At 60.8% G+C, this 15,238-nt stretch carries 18 protein-coding genes; 8 read left to right on the forward strand and 10 right to left on the reverse strand.

All coding sequences use genetic code 11. The features are described 5' to 3' along the window. Nucleotides 1–120 precede the first annotated feature (120 nt). Nucleotides 121–753, reverse strand: coding sequence for a peptide-methionine (S)-S-oxide reductase MsrA (gene msrA, locus HHL09_RS22075; protein ID WP_169456830.1), 633 nt, complete (start codon nucleotides 751–753; stop codon nucleotides 121–123). 137 nt (nucleotides 754–890) lie between these two features. Here msrA and HHL09_RS22080 point away from each other — a divergent pair, with 137 nt between their 5' ends. The 5 genes from HHL09_RS22080 (at nucleotide 891) to eno (ending at nucleotide 6,040) form a co-directional block, all read left to right on the forward strand. Beyond that, on the forward strand, nucleotides 891–1,421 hold the full coding sequence (locus HHL09_RS22080; protein WP_169456832.1) for an RNA polymerase sigma factor: 531 nt from the start codon (nucleotides 891–893) through the stop codon (nucleotides 1,419–1,421). Beyond that, the gene (locus HHL09_RS22085) at nucleotides 1,408–1,938 is read left to right on the forward strand and encodes a hypothetical protein (RefSeq protein ID WP_169456834.1); all 531 of its coding nucleotides are present in this window, start codon (nucleotides 1,408–1,410) and stop codon (nucleotides 1,936–1,938) included. The genes HHL09_RS22080 and HHL09_RS22085 overlap by 14 nt, the downstream gene beginning before the upstream one ends. Before the next feature lie 12 nt (nucleotides 1,939–1,950). Further along, a complete protein-coding gene (locus tag HHL09_RS22090) occupies nucleotides 1,951–2,724 on the forward strand; it encodes a PDZ domain-containing protein (protein ID WP_169456836.1) in 774 nt (257 codons plus the stop codon). Nucleotides 2,725–2,788: 64 nt separating this feature from the next. Next, nucleotides 2,789–4,624, forward strand: coding sequence for a GreA/GreB family elongation factor (locus tag HHL09_RS22095; protein WP_169456838.1), 1,836 nt, complete (start codon nucleotides 2,789–2,791; stop codon nucleotides 4,622–4,624). 120 nt (nucleotides 4,625–4,744) lie between these two features. After that, nucleotides 4,745–6,040, forward strand: a complete 1,296-nt coding sequence (gene eno / locus HHL09_RS22100; protein ID WP_169456840.1) for a phosphopyruvate hydratase — start codon at nucleotides 4,745–4,747, stop codon at nucleotides 6,038–6,040. A 530-nt stretch (nucleotides 6,041–6,570) separates the two neighbouring features. Here eno and HHL09_RS22105 read toward each other — a convergent pair. Together HHL09_RS22105 and HHL09_RS22110 are read right to left on the reverse strand one after the other, a co-directional pair. Then, the gene (locus tag HHL09_RS22105) at nucleotides 6,571–7,116 is read right to left on the reverse strand and encodes a cytochrome P460 family protein (RefSeq protein WP_169456842.1); all 546 of its coding nucleotides are present in this window, start codon (nucleotides 7,114–7,116) and stop codon (nucleotides 6,571–6,573) included. A gap of 164 nt (nucleotides 7,117–7,280) precedes the next feature. Continuing rightward, nucleotides 7,281–7,436 (reverse strand): DUF1328 domain-containing protein, encoded by a 156-nt coding sequence (locus HHL09_RS22110; RefSeq protein ID WP_169456844.1) that lies wholly within the window; start codon nucleotides 7,434–7,436, stop codon nucleotides 7,281–7,283. Between the two features lie 440 nt (nucleotides 7,437–7,876). On the opposite strand from HHL09_RS22110, the gene HHL09_RS22115 reads away from it, so the two are divergent. Genes HHL09_RS22115 through HHL09_RS22125 form a run of 3 tightly spaced genes read left to right on the forward strand, consistent with a single transcriptional unit; the run spans nucleotide 7,877 to nucleotide 9,353 of the window. Beyond that, nucleotides 7,877–8,311, forward strand: coding sequence for an ester cyclase (locus tag HHL09_RS22115; protein ID WP_169456846.1), 435 nt, complete (start codon nucleotides 7,877–7,879; stop codon nucleotides 8,309–8,311). Continuing rightward, the gene (locus tag HHL09_RS22120; protein WP_169456848.1) at nucleotides 8,308–8,898 is read left to right on the forward strand and encodes a TetR/AcrR family transcriptional regulator; all 591 of its coding nucleotides are present in this window, start codon (nucleotides 8,308–8,310) and stop codon (nucleotides 8,896–8,898) included. The genes HHL09_RS22115 and HHL09_RS22120 overlap by 4 nt, the downstream gene beginning before the upstream one ends. 50 nt (nucleotides 8,899–8,948) lie before the next feature. Further along, nucleotides 8,949–9,353 carry a hypothetical protein gene (locus tag HHL09_RS22125; protein WP_169456850.1) on the forward strand — a complete coding sequence of 135 codons (405 nt, stop codon included), beginning with the start codon at nucleotides 8,949–8,951 and terminating at the stop codon, nucleotides 9,351–9,353. Between the two features lie 44 nt (nucleotides 9,354–9,397). Here the strand turns inward: HHL09_RS22125 and HHL09_RS22130 are convergent, their stop codons facing one another. The 7 genes from HHL09_RS22130 to HHL09_RS22160 form a co-directional block, all read right to left on the reverse strand. Next, nucleotides 9,398–11,188, reverse strand: coding sequence for an acyltransferase family protein (locus HHL09_RS22130; protein ID WP_169456852.1), 1,791 nt, complete (start codon nucleotides 11,186–11,188; stop codon nucleotides 9,398–9,400). 40 nt (nucleotides 11,189–11,228) lie between these two features. Next, nucleotides 11,229–12,350: a redox-regulated ATPase YchF gene (ychF, locus tag HHL09_RS22135; RefSeq protein WP_169456854.1), complete on the reverse strand. Its 1,122-nt coding sequence runs from the start codon at nucleotides 12,348–12,350 to the stop codon at nucleotides 11,229–11,231. 115 nt (nucleotides 12,351–12,465) lie between these two features. After that, nucleotides 12,466–12,690 carry a hypothetical protein gene (locus tag HHL09_RS22140; protein WP_169456855.1) on the reverse strand — a complete coding sequence of 75 codons (225 nt, stop codon included), beginning with the start codon at nucleotides 12,688–12,690 and terminating at the stop codon, nucleotides 12,466–12,468. A 58-nt stretch (nucleotides 12,691–12,748) separates the two neighbouring features. Next, nucleotides 12,749–13,030 carry a hypothetical protein gene (locus tag HHL09_RS22145; RefSeq protein ID WP_169456856.1) on the reverse strand — a complete coding sequence of 94 codons (282 nt, stop codon included), beginning with the start codon at nucleotides 13,028–13,030 and terminating at the stop codon, nucleotides 12,749–12,751. Nucleotides 13,031–13,176: 146 nt separating this feature from the next. Continuing rightward, nucleotides 13,177–13,902 carry a phosphodiester glycosidase family protein gene (locus tag HHL09_RS22150; protein ID WP_169456857.1) on the reverse strand — a complete coding sequence of 242 codons (726 nt, stop codon included), beginning with the start codon at nucleotides 13,900–13,902 and terminating at the stop codon, nucleotides 13,177–13,179. Beyond that, nucleotides 13,902–14,735, reverse strand: a complete 834-nt coding sequence (locus HHL09_RS22155; RefSeq protein WP_169456858.1) for a phosphodiester glycosidase family protein — start codon at nucleotides 14,733–14,735, stop codon at nucleotides 13,902–13,904. The genes HHL09_RS22150 and HHL09_RS22155 overlap by 1 nt, the downstream gene beginning before the upstream one ends. 123 nt (nucleotides 14,736–14,858) lie before the next feature. Beyond that, the gene (locus HHL09_RS22160; RefSeq protein ID WP_169456859.1) at nucleotides 14,859–15,227 is read right to left on the reverse strand and encodes a TMEM165/GDT1 family protein; all 369 of its coding nucleotides are present in this window, start codon (nucleotides 15,225–15,227) and stop codon (nucleotides 14,859–14,861) included. Nucleotides 15,228–15,238: the final 11 nt, after the last annotated feature.

The raw sequence follows: 15,238 nt of genomic DNA on the forward strand, positions 1-15,238 counted from the left end.
CGTGGGATTGGATCGGCATCTCAGGGGTGAAGCTTCGCATGCCCGGAGGTGACTTTCTACTGCCTTGTTGGAGGTCTTCGTGGTGCGGTCCGCCTTTCCAGGCGGACCGCCCGGGACTTTTCAATGGTTGAGCTTCAGCTTTTTCAGCTTTGGCTCGATCACGACGCGGCAGTAGCCGTTCTTCGTCTTGTTCTGGAAGTAGTAGTCCTGATGGTAATTTTCCGCGGGGTAGAAAGTCCCCGCCTTGGTGATTTCGGTGACGATCGGGTCCTTGAAGTGCGGCTGGAATTCCTTCTTCGAGGCTTCGGCCGCCGTCTTTTGGGCATCGTTGTGGTAATAGATTGCGGACCTGTATTGCGTGCCCACGTCCGCTCCTTGTCGGTTCAGGGTGGTCGGGTCGTGGAGCTCCCAGAACCACTCGAGCACCTTTTCAGTCGTGATTTTCTTCGGATCGTAAACGACTTGCACCACCTCAGCGTGCCCGGTGGTGCCTTCGCAGACCTGTTCATAGGTCGGATTCGCGGTGGTGCCGCCCATGTAGCCGGAGGTGGCTGAGAGGACGCCCGGGACCTGTTTGTAGGCGGCCTCGATGCACCAGAAGCATCCGGCTCCCAATGTGATCACTTCGGCGCCCTCAGGGACCTTCGGGGTGGCGGCGGGCTTCTTAGCTTCTTCGGGCATGGCTTTTTCTGGTTCGCAGGAGGCGAGGGTGGGGGCGAAAAGGAGCAGCGCGAGCAGGTTTCGGCGGTTCATAGCGGTTGGAGCGTGGGGCCTTATGGCGTATTCGGCTTATTCCTGCCCGGACCCTAGCCGATGGTGACGCGGCGTAAAGATGCGGGCTCCGAAGATTTTGCAGACAAACGGGCGCGGACGAGGCATTTTCACATCGAATGAAGGTCTGTGTGTCCTCCGCATGGAAAGCTTGGCTCCTGGAATACGGTGCCCGGCTCCTTCTTTTTGCCCGCGGCTGGGCTCCCAGCCGGGAAGACGCGGAGGATCTCGTTCAGGAAGCCGTGCTGCGGTTGTGGAATTACCAGCAGGACAAGGGCGGCGGTGTGCCGGACCTGCCTTTGGCTTTCTCCACGATCCGCTTTTGCGGCCTGAACCACCACCGCTCCGAGAGCCGCCGGAAAAAGCGGGAGGAGTCGATCATCTACCTGAACGACTTCACCGACGTCTGGCTGGACCCCTCCGTGGAGGACGACGAGGACGCCGTGCGCCTGCGGGACGCGGTGCAGAAACTCAGCCCGAAGCTCCGGGAGGTGGTCACGATGAAAATCTGGGGTGGCCTGACTTTCGCGGAAATTTCCGAAGCCCTCGCCATCTCTCAGAATACCGCTGCGTCCCGCTACCGCTACGCGCTGGAACAACTTGCGCAAGACATGCGCCGCCTGAAGGAGGAACGACATGGAATCGCTTGAGGATATCGAAAAGGCCCTGACGCGACTGGTGCCCTCCGCTATCAGCGAGAAGGGGCAGCAGAGCCTTGAAGATTTGATCGACGGTCTCGCTGTTGAAGCGGGCGAAGTGCCGGAGCTGGTGGCCGAGCCGGAACCGGAGCCGCTGAGAGCCGCGCCGAAGCGCCGCATCTGGAGCTGGACCGGGGGCATCGCCGCCGCAGCCGCCGCGGTCGTGGCAGCGATGGTTCTGCCGCAGGTGAATCCGGGGGCCGTTTCACGAGCCACCGCCTATCAGGGGAACATTACCCCGGTAAGTCACCCCGCTACGGAAGATGGCATCCTGCTGCTGGGCCAGACGGAGCGAGTCGAGGCCGCCGAGCCCGAGGAATGGGTCTCCGAGGCGAATGGCGTGCCTCATCGCGCCTGGCGGTGCCGGGTGGTAAACGAGGAACGAGTGCAAGATGTGAAGACCGGCTACGAAGTGACGGTTTCCCGCCCGCTTGAGAAAGTCGTGTTGATGCCGGTGACCGCCTTTTAAGATTTTCCGACGATGAAACGTGCCGCAGTCCTGCTCCTGATCGCCCTTTCCGGCTTCACGGCCGCGGAAGAGACGCGTCCGGAGCCGGCCAAGGCTCCAGACGCATCACTGATCAAGAAGCGGCTGCCGCAGGCGACGAAAACCCCGTGGCTGGGTCTTCAGATCGGACCCTTGCCTGAGGCGCTGCGTGCCCACGTGCCGGCCCTGCCGCCTGGCTTCGGCTTCCTCGTGAGTTCCGTCGACCCCGATGGTCCGGCAGAGAAGGCGGGAATCCAAGCCTACGATATCCTTTGGAAATTTGACGACCAGTGGATCACCAATGGGGAGCAAATGCTCGCTTTGCTTCGGCTGCGCAATGTGGAGGACGAGGTGAAGCTGGGAATTTACCGGGAAGGCAAAGAACTTAGCCTGCCGGTGAAGCTGGAGAAAATCCCGGATGAGAAGCTTTTGGCGAAGCTGGCTCAGGAGGCGACCCGGAACCAGCAGCGCTCTCCGGATGTGCCGATGAAAGAAGTGAGCACAGCGGATGGGACGGCCGCGATCCAAGCTCCGGAGGGAAAAGTCGTGATGAACGTCTCAAGGGGCGTGGCAGAGGTGAAAATCACCTCGGTGAGCGGCTCCGTGATTTTTGAAGGCCCGGTGACGGATGCCCAAGGGGTGTCCCAAGTTCCGCAAGAATGGAGGCCTCATGTGGGTGCCCTGCAGCGTGCCCTGACCCAGACCCCGCGGCTGCCGCGGGCTCGTTCTCTGCCGCCTGTTGCAGAGAAAGAGGTCACGAAGGAGTGAAGTGGCGCGAAATGGTCGGGAAGTGCCTTGCGTTTTCCGGTGCCGGTTCCCATTTTTCCCCGGCATGCATCCTGATTTGGCGAAATTGCTCGATGCCGGAAGAATCAATCAAGCCGTCGCGGGGCGTCTCGACCAGCTTTCCCCCGGAAAATTCTGTCTACACAAAGCTTGGGGTGCTGGAAAAGTGACCGATTGGGATCTTCCCGGTCGCAAGGTGACGATCGACTTCGAGCAGAGCTCGGGTCAGGTCATGGACCTTCAGTTCGCAATCCAGCGCACCGAACCCCTCGATCCCGGTGATTTCCGGGCGAAGAAGGTGGAACAGCTCGAGGAGCTCCGCCTGCTGGCGAAGTCCGACCCCGTGGGCCTGGTGATTCACCTGCTGGAAAGTCACGGCGGTACCATGTCGGTGGACGCCTTGGAAAAGGAACTCACCGGCGCAGTGGTAGGGGCGAATGATTTCAAGAAATGGTGGGACAACACCAAGCGCTCCCTGCGTGACAGCAAGCGGGTGATCGTGCCTTCCCGCCGTACCGAGCCGCTCTCGCTCCGCGCGGGAGACCTGAGCCCGGCTGAGGCGCTCGTCTCGGATTTCGAACAAGCACGTGACCTGAAGACGATGTCGAAGGCGCTGGAGGCCATCACCAGCGATCTGGCGCTCTTCAAGGGCGAGCCGCAGGCCTTGCAGCGTCTCTTGGCGGATATCAACGAGTCCGCCGCGAAGAGCGTGCGTATCCAGCTCGGGCCCGCGTTGGAACTCCTGTCCGCGCGAGACGAAATGATCCGCGCCTTCAAGGGAATCGAGCTGCCAGCTGAGTCACTGCGTCTTTCCGACATGCTGGCTTCCGAGGAAAACCGCCTGGCCGATGCGCTGACGCCGCTGTCCTCCGCCCGCCAGCGTGCGATCTACGAGGAATTCGAGCCCGCTTTCGGACCGCGCTGGGTGGAGGTGCTTACCGGCATCTTTGACAAGGTCGGCTCACGCGGCGTTGCGGAGATCGCGAAGCTGCTTGAGGAGCGGGGCCATCGGAAGGTTCTGGAGGCTCACCTTGTCTCGGCACTTGCCCGCCGCTCCCTGGGTACCGACGCGCTGATCTGGGTCTGCCGTGAGCGCGACAATGCCGCGGCCAATGTCTTCAGCGGGGAGGTGGGTGCCTGCATCCTGAACCTGCTGGAAACCGACCATCTCAGCGATGGTCCGCGCAAGACGACGCGTCTCCAATCGATGCTTTCCGAGGACAAGGAACTGCTCGGCGACATCGTGAACAACATGGACGTGAACGAAGCCCGCAACTTCGGCCGCCGTCTCATGGAGTGCCCGGTATTCAGTGATCTCGACAAGAAGTCGCTGATGGCCCGCGTGATCAAGGCGCGTCCTGAAACGGGCGAGCTCGTCGCCGGACATGGTGCGAAGAAGGAACAGGAACTCGTCGTTTCCTGGCCGAGCCTCGAAAAGAAGAAGGCCGAGCTGGACGATATCATCCGCAACCGTATTCCCCAGAATACGAAGGACATCTCGATCGCCCGCGAATACGGGGACCTGCGCGAGAACTTCGAATACAAGTCCGCGAAGGATCACCAGAAGTACCTCAACAATCGCAAGACCGAGCTGCAGAAGGATATCTCCCGCGCCCGCGGCACCGACTTCAAGGGTGTGGATGCCTCCATGGTGAACATCGGCACGATCGTTTCCTTGGTCACCGAGGAAGGCAAGCAGGCCACCTACACCGTGCTCGGTGCCTGGGATTCGGATCCCGAGAAGGCCGAGCTTTCCTACCTTTCCGAGCTTGGTGCCGCTCTGCTTCACAAGAAGCAGGGTGACAGCGTGCAGGTCCGTGACCCGCAGACGGAGGTCCTGCATACCTATACGGTGCAATCGATTGCACCCGTGAATCCCTGAAGAAGTTAAGAGTGGATGGCAGAGAGGCGGGAGCCCCAAAAGCTCCTGCGCCTCCCTTTCATCGACACCCGACTCTCAACTTCGAATCCTCCACTTCCACTTCAACCCTCTCAACCTACCATGGAATACACCACCATCGTTGAAATCCGCGGCCGCGAGGTCATCGACTCCCGCGGCAATCCTACCGTCGAAGTCGACGTTCACCTTGAAGGCGGCGCGATCGGCCGCGCCGCGGTTCCCAGCGGTGCCTCGACCGGCGAGCACGAAGCCCACGAGCTGCGTGACGGCGACAAGAGCCGTTACCTCGGCAAGGGCGTGCTGAAGGCTGTCGACAACGTGAACACGAAGCTGGCACCGGCCCTCTGCGGCCTGAAGGCCACCGACCAAGCCTCCATCGACGCGGCCATGATCGCGATCGACGGCACAACCAACAAGAAGGACATCGGCGCGAACGCCATCCTCGGCGTTTCCCTCGCCGTGGCGAAGGCCGCTGCCATCCAGCTCGACCTGCCGCTTTACAAGTACCTCGGCGGCCCGAACGCGAAGGTCCTGCCGGTGCCGATGATGAACATCATCAACGGTGGCGCGCACTCCGACGCTCCGATCGACTTCCAGGAATTCATGATCATGCCGGTGGGTGCTCCGACCTTCCGCGAGGCGCTGCGCTACGGTGCCGAGGTCTTCCACTCGCTGAAGAAGGTGCTGCACGACCGCGGCCTTTCCACCGCCGTGGGTGACGAAGGTGGCTTCGCCCCGAATCTGGCCTCCGCCGAAGACGCCCTGAGCGTCATCGCCACCGCCATCGAGAAGGCCGGCTACAAGATGGGCGAGGACATCGCGATCGCCCTCGACGTCGCTTCCTCCGAGTTCTTCGACGCTTCGAAGAACGCCTACGTCTTCAAGAAGTCGGATGGCTCCGTGAAGAGTGCTGAAGAGCTGGTGGCCTTCTACGCCGACCTGCAGAAGCGCTACCCGATCATCTCGATCGAAGACGGCTGCGCCGAAAACGACTGGGCCGGCTGGAAGGTGCTCACCGACAAGCTCGGTGCCACGACCCAGCTCGTGGGTGACGACCTCTTCGTGACGAACGTCGAATTCCTCTCGAAGGGCATCGCCACCGGCACCGCGAACTCGATCCTCGTGAAGGTGAACCAGATCGGTTCCCTGACCGAGACCTTCGACGCCGTGGAACTGGCCAAGGAAAACGGCTACACCGCTGTGCTTTCCCACCGCTCCGGCGAGACGGAAGACGCGACCATCGCGGACATTGCCGTCGCCACGAACTGCGGCCAAATCAAGACTGGCTCGATGAGCCGCTCGGACAGAATTGCAAAGTACAACCAGCTTCTCCGCATCGAGGAAGAGCTGGGTGCCGATGCCGTCTTCGGCGTGGGCAAGATGAAGGTCCTGCGTTAATCGCGGATCTGACATCGCCTTTCAAAAGAAGCCTCCCGGGAAACCGGGAGGCTTTTTTCATTAAGGAGAAGCGGGAGTTGAAAATTCCTGGCCGGGATCGGGAGCCACGGGCCCGCTTGGATGGTGAGACGGCGGTTCCATCCGAAGGACCTTGAAGCAAACCATGCGGCCGGGTTCACATCACAGGATGACTTTGCTGGCTGAGATTTCCGATAAGATGCCTTCGGTGGGGCAGATGTACCTCGTCATGTCCCTAGTCGGGCTGTTTTTAGCCGCCTTGGCCTTCGGACTTTCGATGGTTTCGAGATGGGTAGGCTTGGCTTTCGTTATTCTCGTCGGGCTCGCGGGGGGATTTCTGGTTCGGGCGGCACGATGAATGCCTTGGTGGTTCGGGGAGCTGGGAAGGGGCTACCTGTACCACGAATGGTTGTCCTGCTGGGTGCCTTTTCTGTGCTGTCTGGCAGCATGGGCGATCGCAAGATTTGGCTTCAAGCCGCCCACCAAAGGATAGCTCATGCGCAAGGGTGGAGTCATTTCTCTCCCGCCAATCCGGCCAAGGAATACCGGGTGAACACGAAATCATGGGCCGCGGCCGGCTTATGGCAGTTGTAGCAGGCTGCCAGCTTCGCCACATCAACGACGGGCTTTCCATCGGTCTCCCCGAATTGGGCGTAGCCCCAGCCGCCGGTGGCCGCGTATTTTTGTGCGTCCTTGAACATGAATTGGACGCCGTTCTTCGGTGTGCCGGCGACCCATGACTGTTCTTGGCCGAAGGCCTTGTTGTTCTCCTCCGAGGGGACGAGGTTCCAAGCAATCCGTGCGATGATGGCGCCGTCCGGGAAGGGCGTGATACCTTCCCGATAGGCCTTGATCGCGATGTCATTTCCCAGCACGGCGCGGATGTCATCCCGCTTGCCCTGTTCCCGCGCCACCGAGATGAGCTTCCAATCGCGGTAGCCGGCGGGGACCTGTGTAAGATTGGGATCTTCAACTTGGGCCCCGGCCGCTTGTATAAGGAAGCCGGAAGCCAGAAGCGCTGGCGAGAAGGCGATGATGGAATGGAGTAGGCTCGTCATGATCGTGAGCAATGCATTATACAATGCGGGAGGATTCCGCGAGCACGCTCTTCCCGCGGACATGTGTCGCGCACTGCCGCGGATCCTCTCCGCACCTCATTCCTAGCAAGTGCTTGGAAGAGATCGGAGAGGACTCGATCGCCTCTTCACGACGGCATGCCTGCTCACGCCTTCTTTTTTAGGAATGAGATTAGAGCGAAGATGAGGAAGACGACGAAGCAGACCTTGGCAACAGTGGCGGCAAGGCCGGAGAGCGATCCGAAACCAAGGAATGCGGCGATGATCGCGATGATGAGGAATACAAGCGCGTAGTGGAGCATGGCCTTTTAAGCGTTGGGGGATTGTCTAACAAATGGCGGCAAAGCACTTGATCCACCGCCGGAAATCATTCTCGGAAGGGGTAGGCCCTACCTGGCTGCCCGTTTCTGGTGACTGCTTTCGCTTGAGAGCAAGCCAGCTCACCCCCGGCTAGTGACGCGAGGCACCGGCAGCTGCACAGGCGTGGCGGGGCGGCAGCCAAGAGGAGCCGTCGCAGCAATCCGGCAGAGGGGAGGGATCGCACCTTCATTTTTGAGTCAATGGAAAGGCTTAACTCGTTCCAGTCCAGATGCAAACCAAATCTTGGCCTCATTCTTGGTAAGCCAATGGGTCAACCGGGGCATCTTCACCTTTCGTGGTAGTGAGAGTGATGATTGTTGAAATGAGACAAATGTCTCATTATGGGTTTCTCGTCTCAAAAATATTCGAACTCATTCCTCCAATGAATGCCTCACTAACCCCCGCTGACATGGACCGGATGCTCGACGAGCATTTCACCTACGAGCAGACCGACAACGTCGAGGGCGTGCTAGCCACACTCGCCGAGGACGCTACCCACGATATTGTGGGCTATCCCACCGGTCCGACTCTCGGTCGGGATGCCGCGCGCCGATTCTATGAAGGGCTCTTCGCGGATCTGGCGGAGGGAGAGGCGAAATCCCTGCGCCGTCTCTACGGCGATGGCTTCCTGGTGGATGAATCGTTGTGGAAAGGAACCGCTCCGGGCCGTCCCTTCGGGCTAGAAGGCCGGAATCGCCCGCTGAGCTTCCGGCTTCTTCATGTGATCGAATTTACCAAGGAGGGCCTGATCCAGAAGGAGCAGGTGTGGCTGGATCTTGCCGCCATCTTCCAGCAGCTCCCGCAAGGCGACGCATGAAAGCCGACAAGAGGCCTAGCAATCGCGCGCTGCGTGCGCGGAAAGATCTCCTCCAGGCGGCGGCGCGACTGACGAAGGGTGGCCGCAGGCCAACGATGGAAGAAGTGGCGAAGGACGCGCTCGTATCCCGGGCGACGGCCTACCGCTACTTCAAGAACATTGACGAGCTTCTGGTGGAAGCGCCTCTTGATGCCGCGGTGGGCCGGCCGGAGGAGATGTTCGCGGGGGATCCTTCGGACGATCCTGAGAAGCGCATCGCCGCTGCCGAGGCGGCGATGCACGAAATTACCTACCGCAACGAGTCCCAACTGCGCGTGTTGCTCGCCAATGCGATCCAACGTGATCCCACGGATGCCAAGGCACCGAAACGGCAGAACCGCCGCACGCCTTTGATCGAGGCGGCGCTTGCGACGTCCAAGCACCGTTTCACCGATGGGAACTACAAGATGCTCTGTTCGGCCCTTGCGATGGTCATCGGGACGGAATCGATGATCGTTTGTCAGGATGTCCTGGGTATCGACGAGGCGGCAGCGAAGAAAGCAAAAGCCTGGGCAGTGAAGGCCTTGGTGAGGGCGGCGCTGCGGTAAGGACGGCTGTTGTTTCCGTTCCGACCTTCGGCTATCAGCTCGTCCTCCGAATGATTCCGGTTCCCTCTTACCTCGCAAACTTCCAGAGCGTGATCGATGCGTTTGGCTATTGGCCGGGCTGTCACGATTCCCCAGTGCTCCACCTTGCTGTCGATGAAGATGAGATCGAGATGGAAGTCGAAGCGTGGGAGACGGGGCCGGACTCCGACGAGGGGGGATTTCTGACGCTAATCAAGAAGCATGCCATCGGGTTCCGCTTCTCGGGATTGGAGAGGACCGAGTTGGAATCCTTCCCCCCATCGAACATCCTGTTCTATCTGGGATTCTCGCCCCCTGACGAGTTCGAGCGGGAAGGGCTCTTCGTGGTGGAACTCGACTCAGCCATGGGATGCGACATGTGCGGTAGATTCAGTGCCAAGGCAGGAGATGTCACCTTTGTCCGCCCCTTGGAGTGAAGCCGTTCGATTGGATGTCGGCTGTGCAGGAAATGTGGAGCTTGTCACCTGGCCTTGATCGCGTCCTCCAGCCGGGCTTTCACTTGTTGTGCCCCTCGGTCGGAGAGGTGGCCGCGATCATGGTAGAGAAGGCGGCCTTCCGCATCCACGAGCGGAATTGCTCCTTGGGAATCATGAAAGAGGTTCTCCACGTCGATCACGGTGATGTTTTCAGAGGTCATGGCCAGGACCTCGGCGTTGACGTGCAAGCGCCGTGTCCGCTGGATCTCTTCTTCATAGAAGGGAGGTCGCGCTCCTTGCCGGATCGCCTCGCGTGTTGCGTTTGGCGGTAGCCGGGGAGGCTGGGTGAGCAGGATGATCTTGCGCGTCAGGGGGCGCAGTTGTTCCAGCGCTGCGCCAAGACGGCTCCCGTCCTGATCCAACTTTGCGGTCCACTGGCACGCGAGAATCACGACATCCGGGGCTTCCTGGCGGACTATTTCAAGGCTGTGCTCCCAGATGGATTTTCGCGTCGAAGAGCCGGCGGAAGCCAAAGGCAAAGGGTCTCCGGAAGCGACGCTGGCCACGGTCAGGCGATATCCGAGTTCATCGGTGAGTTGCTTGACCATATGCCCGTACATGGAGCCGTGGCTGTCTCCCAGAAGGATGATGCTTCCTGCAGTTTGCTTTTCGTTGAAGGTGAGCTTGATGTCGGCACTGCCGGAGACGTTCAGGTAATTTGTATCGCGGATGCTGATGCCAAGAGGGATGCCGATCAGCAGGCTTGCCGCCAAGGCTGAGAAAGCAGGCACTCGTGCGGAAGGCCGGTTCAGCGCGGCTCGGGCGGGGCACTCGATCAAGCGGTAGCTTGCGATCGCGGCCGGTAGGGTGATTGCGATTTTGATAAGCGCCCGGGGCCACTCATCGAGAAACAGCAGCTTGTAATCGACAAAGGAGAAGACCGGCCAATGCCAGAGGTAGAGCGAGTAGGAGAGCTTGCCGATTGAGACGAGCAGGGGACTGGCGAGGACGCGTTGCAGCCAGTTGTCTTGGCCTGTGCCGGATCCCGCGATCACGGCAAGGGTCCCAATCACGGGCAGCAGTGCCTGGTATCCGGGAAAGCCGCGGGCTTCTCGTATCAGGGCAAAGGATGCGATCAAGAGTGCGATGCCGGCGAGAGGGGCCCATTTGGAGGTCCGGGGCATCCATGATCCCGGTTTTTTCAAGGCGAAGAGCCCGCCCGCCAAGAGTTCCCATGCCCGGGTCGGCAGGAGATAAAAGGCCCATGGTGCCCGGAGTTGCGTGAGCACAAGGCACAAGGCAAAGCTGGCAAGCGAGAGCCCGGCCAGCCCGATCATCAGTGTCTTCCGCGACTTGCGATGGAGGAGGACCAGCAGGATGGGGTAGACGAGATAGAACTGCTCCTCCACGGAAAGTGACCAGCAGTGGAGGAAGGGCTCGGCATCCGGGGATAGCTCGAAGTAGCCACCCTGGAGCATCAATCTGAGGTTGATGACCGAAGCAACGGCTGCGGCAAGACTCTCCCCGGTGGATGCGAGGTCTTGCGCGGAGTAGATGAAGAGCGCCGCGACCATGGTCGCAATGGCCATGGCAAGGAAGGCGGGGAAAAGCCGGGCGATCCGCCGCTGATAGAATTTCCTCAGGCTGAAGTTTCCCGCATGATGCTCGGCGGTGATGACCGAAGTGATCAGATAGCCGGAGAGCACAAAAAAAACATCCACCCCTACAAAGCCGCCGGGCAGCCATGAGGGGTGGAGGTGGAAGATGAAGACGTCAAGGATGGCGATCGCCCGCAGCCCGTCAATAGAGGGCCGGTAGGGAAACGAGCTCGCCATGGCTTGGACGCTGGGTGGACCGCGCTCGGCGGCGGCTCGCTTACTTGCTCACGTTGAAGCGGAACTCGATCACGTCCCCGTCCTTCACCACGTATTCCTTACCTTCGATGCGGAGCTTGCCGGCTTCCTTGGCGCCGTGCTTCGTGCCGGCAGTGACAAGGTCATCGTAGTGGACCACTTCCGCAGCGATGAAGCCGCGCTCGAAATCGGTGTGGATGACACCGGCGGCAGCGGGAGCCTTGTCGCCCTCATGGATCGTCCATGCGCGGGTTTCCTGCACGCCGGTGGTGAGGTAGGTGCGGAGGCCCAGCAGGTGATACACCGCACGGATCAGCGCGGAGACGCCGGAATCCGCGATGCCCATGTCATTCAGAAGTTCGGCGGCTTCCTCGGGAGTGAGGTCGACCAATTCTTCCTCGATCTTCGCGGAGATGACCACCGCTTCCGCACCGTGGGCTTCAGCCGCGAACTTGCGGACCTTGGCCACCATGGCGTGGGAATCGGGATCCGCTTGGGCAGCAGCGAGTTCGTCTTCGGCCACGTTGCAGGCGAAGATGGTGCGCTTATCGGAAAGCAGGAAGAAATCCTTCAACAGCTCACGCTCGGTATCGCTGAGCGAGAGGGTGAGCGCGGGCTTCCCGTCGTTGAGGTGCGGCAGGAGCTTGTCGATGAGTTCGACCTCTGCCTTCGACTCCTTGTCACCACTCTTGGCCTTTTTCTCGCGGGAGACGCGGCGTTTCTCCATCGCCGCGATATCGGCGAGGATCAGCTCGGCGTTGATGATCTCGATATCCCGGATCGGATCGACAGTGCCGAGTTCATGGATGATGTCGTCGTTTTCGAAGCAGCGGACGACCTGCACGATGGCGTCGGTCTCGCGGATGTTGGCGAGGAACTGGTTGCCGAGGCCGGCACCTTCGGAGGCGCCCTTTACCAAGCCGGCGATGTCGACGAACTCGATGGCGGTGGGCACCAGCTTCTGGGAGCCGGAAATTTTCGAAAGCACGGCGAGCCGGGGATCGGGCACCACGACGATGCCGACGTTCGGGTCGATGGTGCAGAAGGGGTAGTTGGCCGCCTCCGCCTTGCGGGAACGGGTGACGGCGTTGAAGAGGGTGGACTTTCCGACGTTCGGGAGTCCGACGATTCCGGCTTTGAGCATGGCGGGGGGAGGGTTAGGGCAAGCCTGCGGCCCCGCCAAGGCTGGAATGCGGAACTTGTGCCTAGAGCAGGGAAAAGCCCGGGAGCAGGCCGGGCCGGGCGGAGATGCGACGAGGTTATTTCCGCCTCAATAGAAGAATGAGCAGGCCGATGCTGCCGAGCAGGGCGACCGCGGGCTCAGGGATCGTGGTCAGGTCCACCCTGAAGTTCGTGCTTCCGGTCTCTGGAAGTGGATCGGCTTCGGCGGTGAGGCCTTTCTTTTCGCCTTCATTCTCAGACGCCGCTCCGATGCCGGGCAGCATGAGAAGCGCTAGGGCGCAGGAAAGGATTCTGGGCTTCATCGGCACCGAGAGAGGGGTGGGTTGGTGGGGATGAGGGATCAGGGAAATCCTGAGACCCTCATTCCATCTTCGGCGGAAGCAGCTCTCCATCCATCACACCGGCGGTATCCGGCAGATCAGGCTCCTCGAAATCCGCGGGGCCGCCGAAGAACCAGAAGCGTTGGCGGCGGGTCTTCTCGAAAGCCACGGCCTGTTGATCGCCGGTCTTCACTTCACGGAGATCCTTGTCTCGGACTTCCACGACCGGGATGCGGGAGGGCATCAGATTGGCGAAGGAGTTCTTCGAGGCCTCACCGATTTTCGCCAAGCCTCCAGCGGTCGCGTTCTTGACCTGACTCATTTGAGCACAGGAGGCGAAGGCGAATGCGGCGAAAACGCAGCAGATGGGTTTCATAAGTAGCAGCGGGGGCCTGAACTCTTAGCGAGCCCGGCAGTTACTAACATCGTCCTGCGGTTCTGTCCAAAAGGATTATAAGAGGCGAAAGGTCAGCCTTGATTCCTAGGAACTATCACAAGGCAATTTCGGATCTTTGATATTTCACGAAGGTAAAATTGTTGTCCACTTTCCCGCCGCAACCAAAGCCCCGAGGAAGATCCGCCGTCCAGGGCGAGGACCGTTTTCGGACGGAAAGCGGGGAAGGCTCCGGGTTTCGTGAGGGTCTTTGCCAAGCCCTCCAAGGTGGCTCCGGGGACGTAGGCGATGGCCCACAAATCGGCCCCATCGGTGAGGATCAGGCTCCGGCGGTGGTAGCGGCTGGCATCGAGCCCCTCTACGGCGGCTCCCTCCACGATCAGCAGGGGGCCTGCTTGAAGGAGTTGGCTCGGGTGGTTGGCCTTAAAGTCATAACTCGGGGCGGGGGACATGCCTGCTTTCCCGTTCTCCACCCAGAGCACGGCCCCGGTGTTCAAGGGGGAGCCGACCGCCCTTCCGTCAGCAATGGTCAGGCCGATTGGCTCGCCTTCGGGGGTGAAAGGGCCGCCATTGATTGCCGCGTTGGCCCCGGCCTCCAAGGCGACCGCGCCCAGATCCGGCTGGGCCTGATGGGACAGGCCGCCTTGGTCAACGATGCGTATGGTTTCCCTTCCTGAGTTGAAGAGATAGGCGTGTACGGTTGATGGGCGTCCGGCCGGACCTACCGGCAGGAGAAAGCGCTGGTGTTCGCCAGCCAGCGCAGGCAGGGCGAGCACCAAGGAGAGAAAGAGGGAGCGCATCAGGAGCGAGGGACGAGGACGACGAAATTGCGCACCGGCTTGTTCCAAAATGGACGTTCGGAAAGCGGGCCGCCTTGCACGGAGGAGGAGACCCAGAGATCGGAAGAGCGGCCGCCATCCAAATTTAGCACGGAGCGGGCTTTCACTCCGCCGGTCTCGGAGCCGGCGAGGGCTTGCGCGAGATCCGCCAGGGAGCAGGAGCCGCTGCGTGCGATGAACCAGCGCGTGCCGCCATCCCAGCCGATGAAGGTGCGGGCGGAGGAGTTCGCTTTGCTGAGTCCTCCGACGGCTTTGCCGTGTTCCACAAGGAAAGGGCCGCTTTGAAGCAAGTCGGTTGCGGCGGATCCGGCGGCGTTGCGGAGCAGGGAAGGGGAGTTCCCGCCGACATACCAGCCGCTCCCGAGAGAAGAGCGGTTCAGTGATCCCGCACGGCCTTCGCTGGAGACGACGATCCCCAGGGGCTTGCCTTCGGGGGTGAAGAAGCCGCCATTGATTGCGGCGATTCCTCCGGTTGCCCTGCCTGCGGCTTCGGCATCTGCCCAACGCGAGCCCGGTCCGTTGGCTTGGTCGGCTACCTTCAGTTGGTGAGTGCGGGTATCGAAGGTCACGAAAGTGATCGGGATGCCCGAAAGATTGGTTCGAACAAGCTTCGGGCCGTAGATTGCTTGGGATGGCGGGACCGCGACGTGATCGGTCTCCGGCGGCTTCACCGGTGATGCCTGGACTTCCTCGGGGCCGGCGATCGGGATTTCCGGCAAGGTAACGGGAGCCTGCTTCTGCGAGGTGCAGGATGCTGCCAATGCGAGGAGGGGAAGGACGAAGTGGCGGAGCACGGCGCAGGCAATACGACCTGAAGGGTTTCCGCAACCTTCACCGCCTTAAATAAACCGCGGATGAGGCTTGGGACGGCTTCCAGCGCGACCCGCTATTTTGAGAGTTTCGAGACGGAGGAGGGTTTAGAGGTCGCCGCAAACCAAGATCGCGAAACACCCCAGATAGACGCCGATCATGAAGGTTATAGTGAGCCAGAACGCCATCGGCCGGGCTACACGGGAGAATTCGCCATGATTGGTCCGGACGTATCCGGTGACGATCCCCAGCCATAGTCCGAATCCCATGCCGCCCGTGAGTATTCCGACAACGAGAGGTCCCTTCCAATCGTTGATCTGCAATCCGCGCCAAACGGCAGCGCAGATCGTCGCTCCAATCAAACCTGCCAACAAAGGACGTGCCCGCCGCCGCGTCGTTAGGGACAATTCGCTGTTTGGATCGTAGCGCTCACGCTCGTGCGGCAGCAACAGCTTCTGGCGTGAGTTCCTTTTCATGGGCAAGCGGG

The sequence above is a fragment of the Luteolibacter luteus genome (assembly GCF_012913485.1).
Taxonomy (GTDB): domain Bacteria; phylum Verrucomicrobiota; class Verrucomicrobiia; order Verrucomicrobiales; family Akkermansiaceae; genus Haloferula; species Haloferula lutea.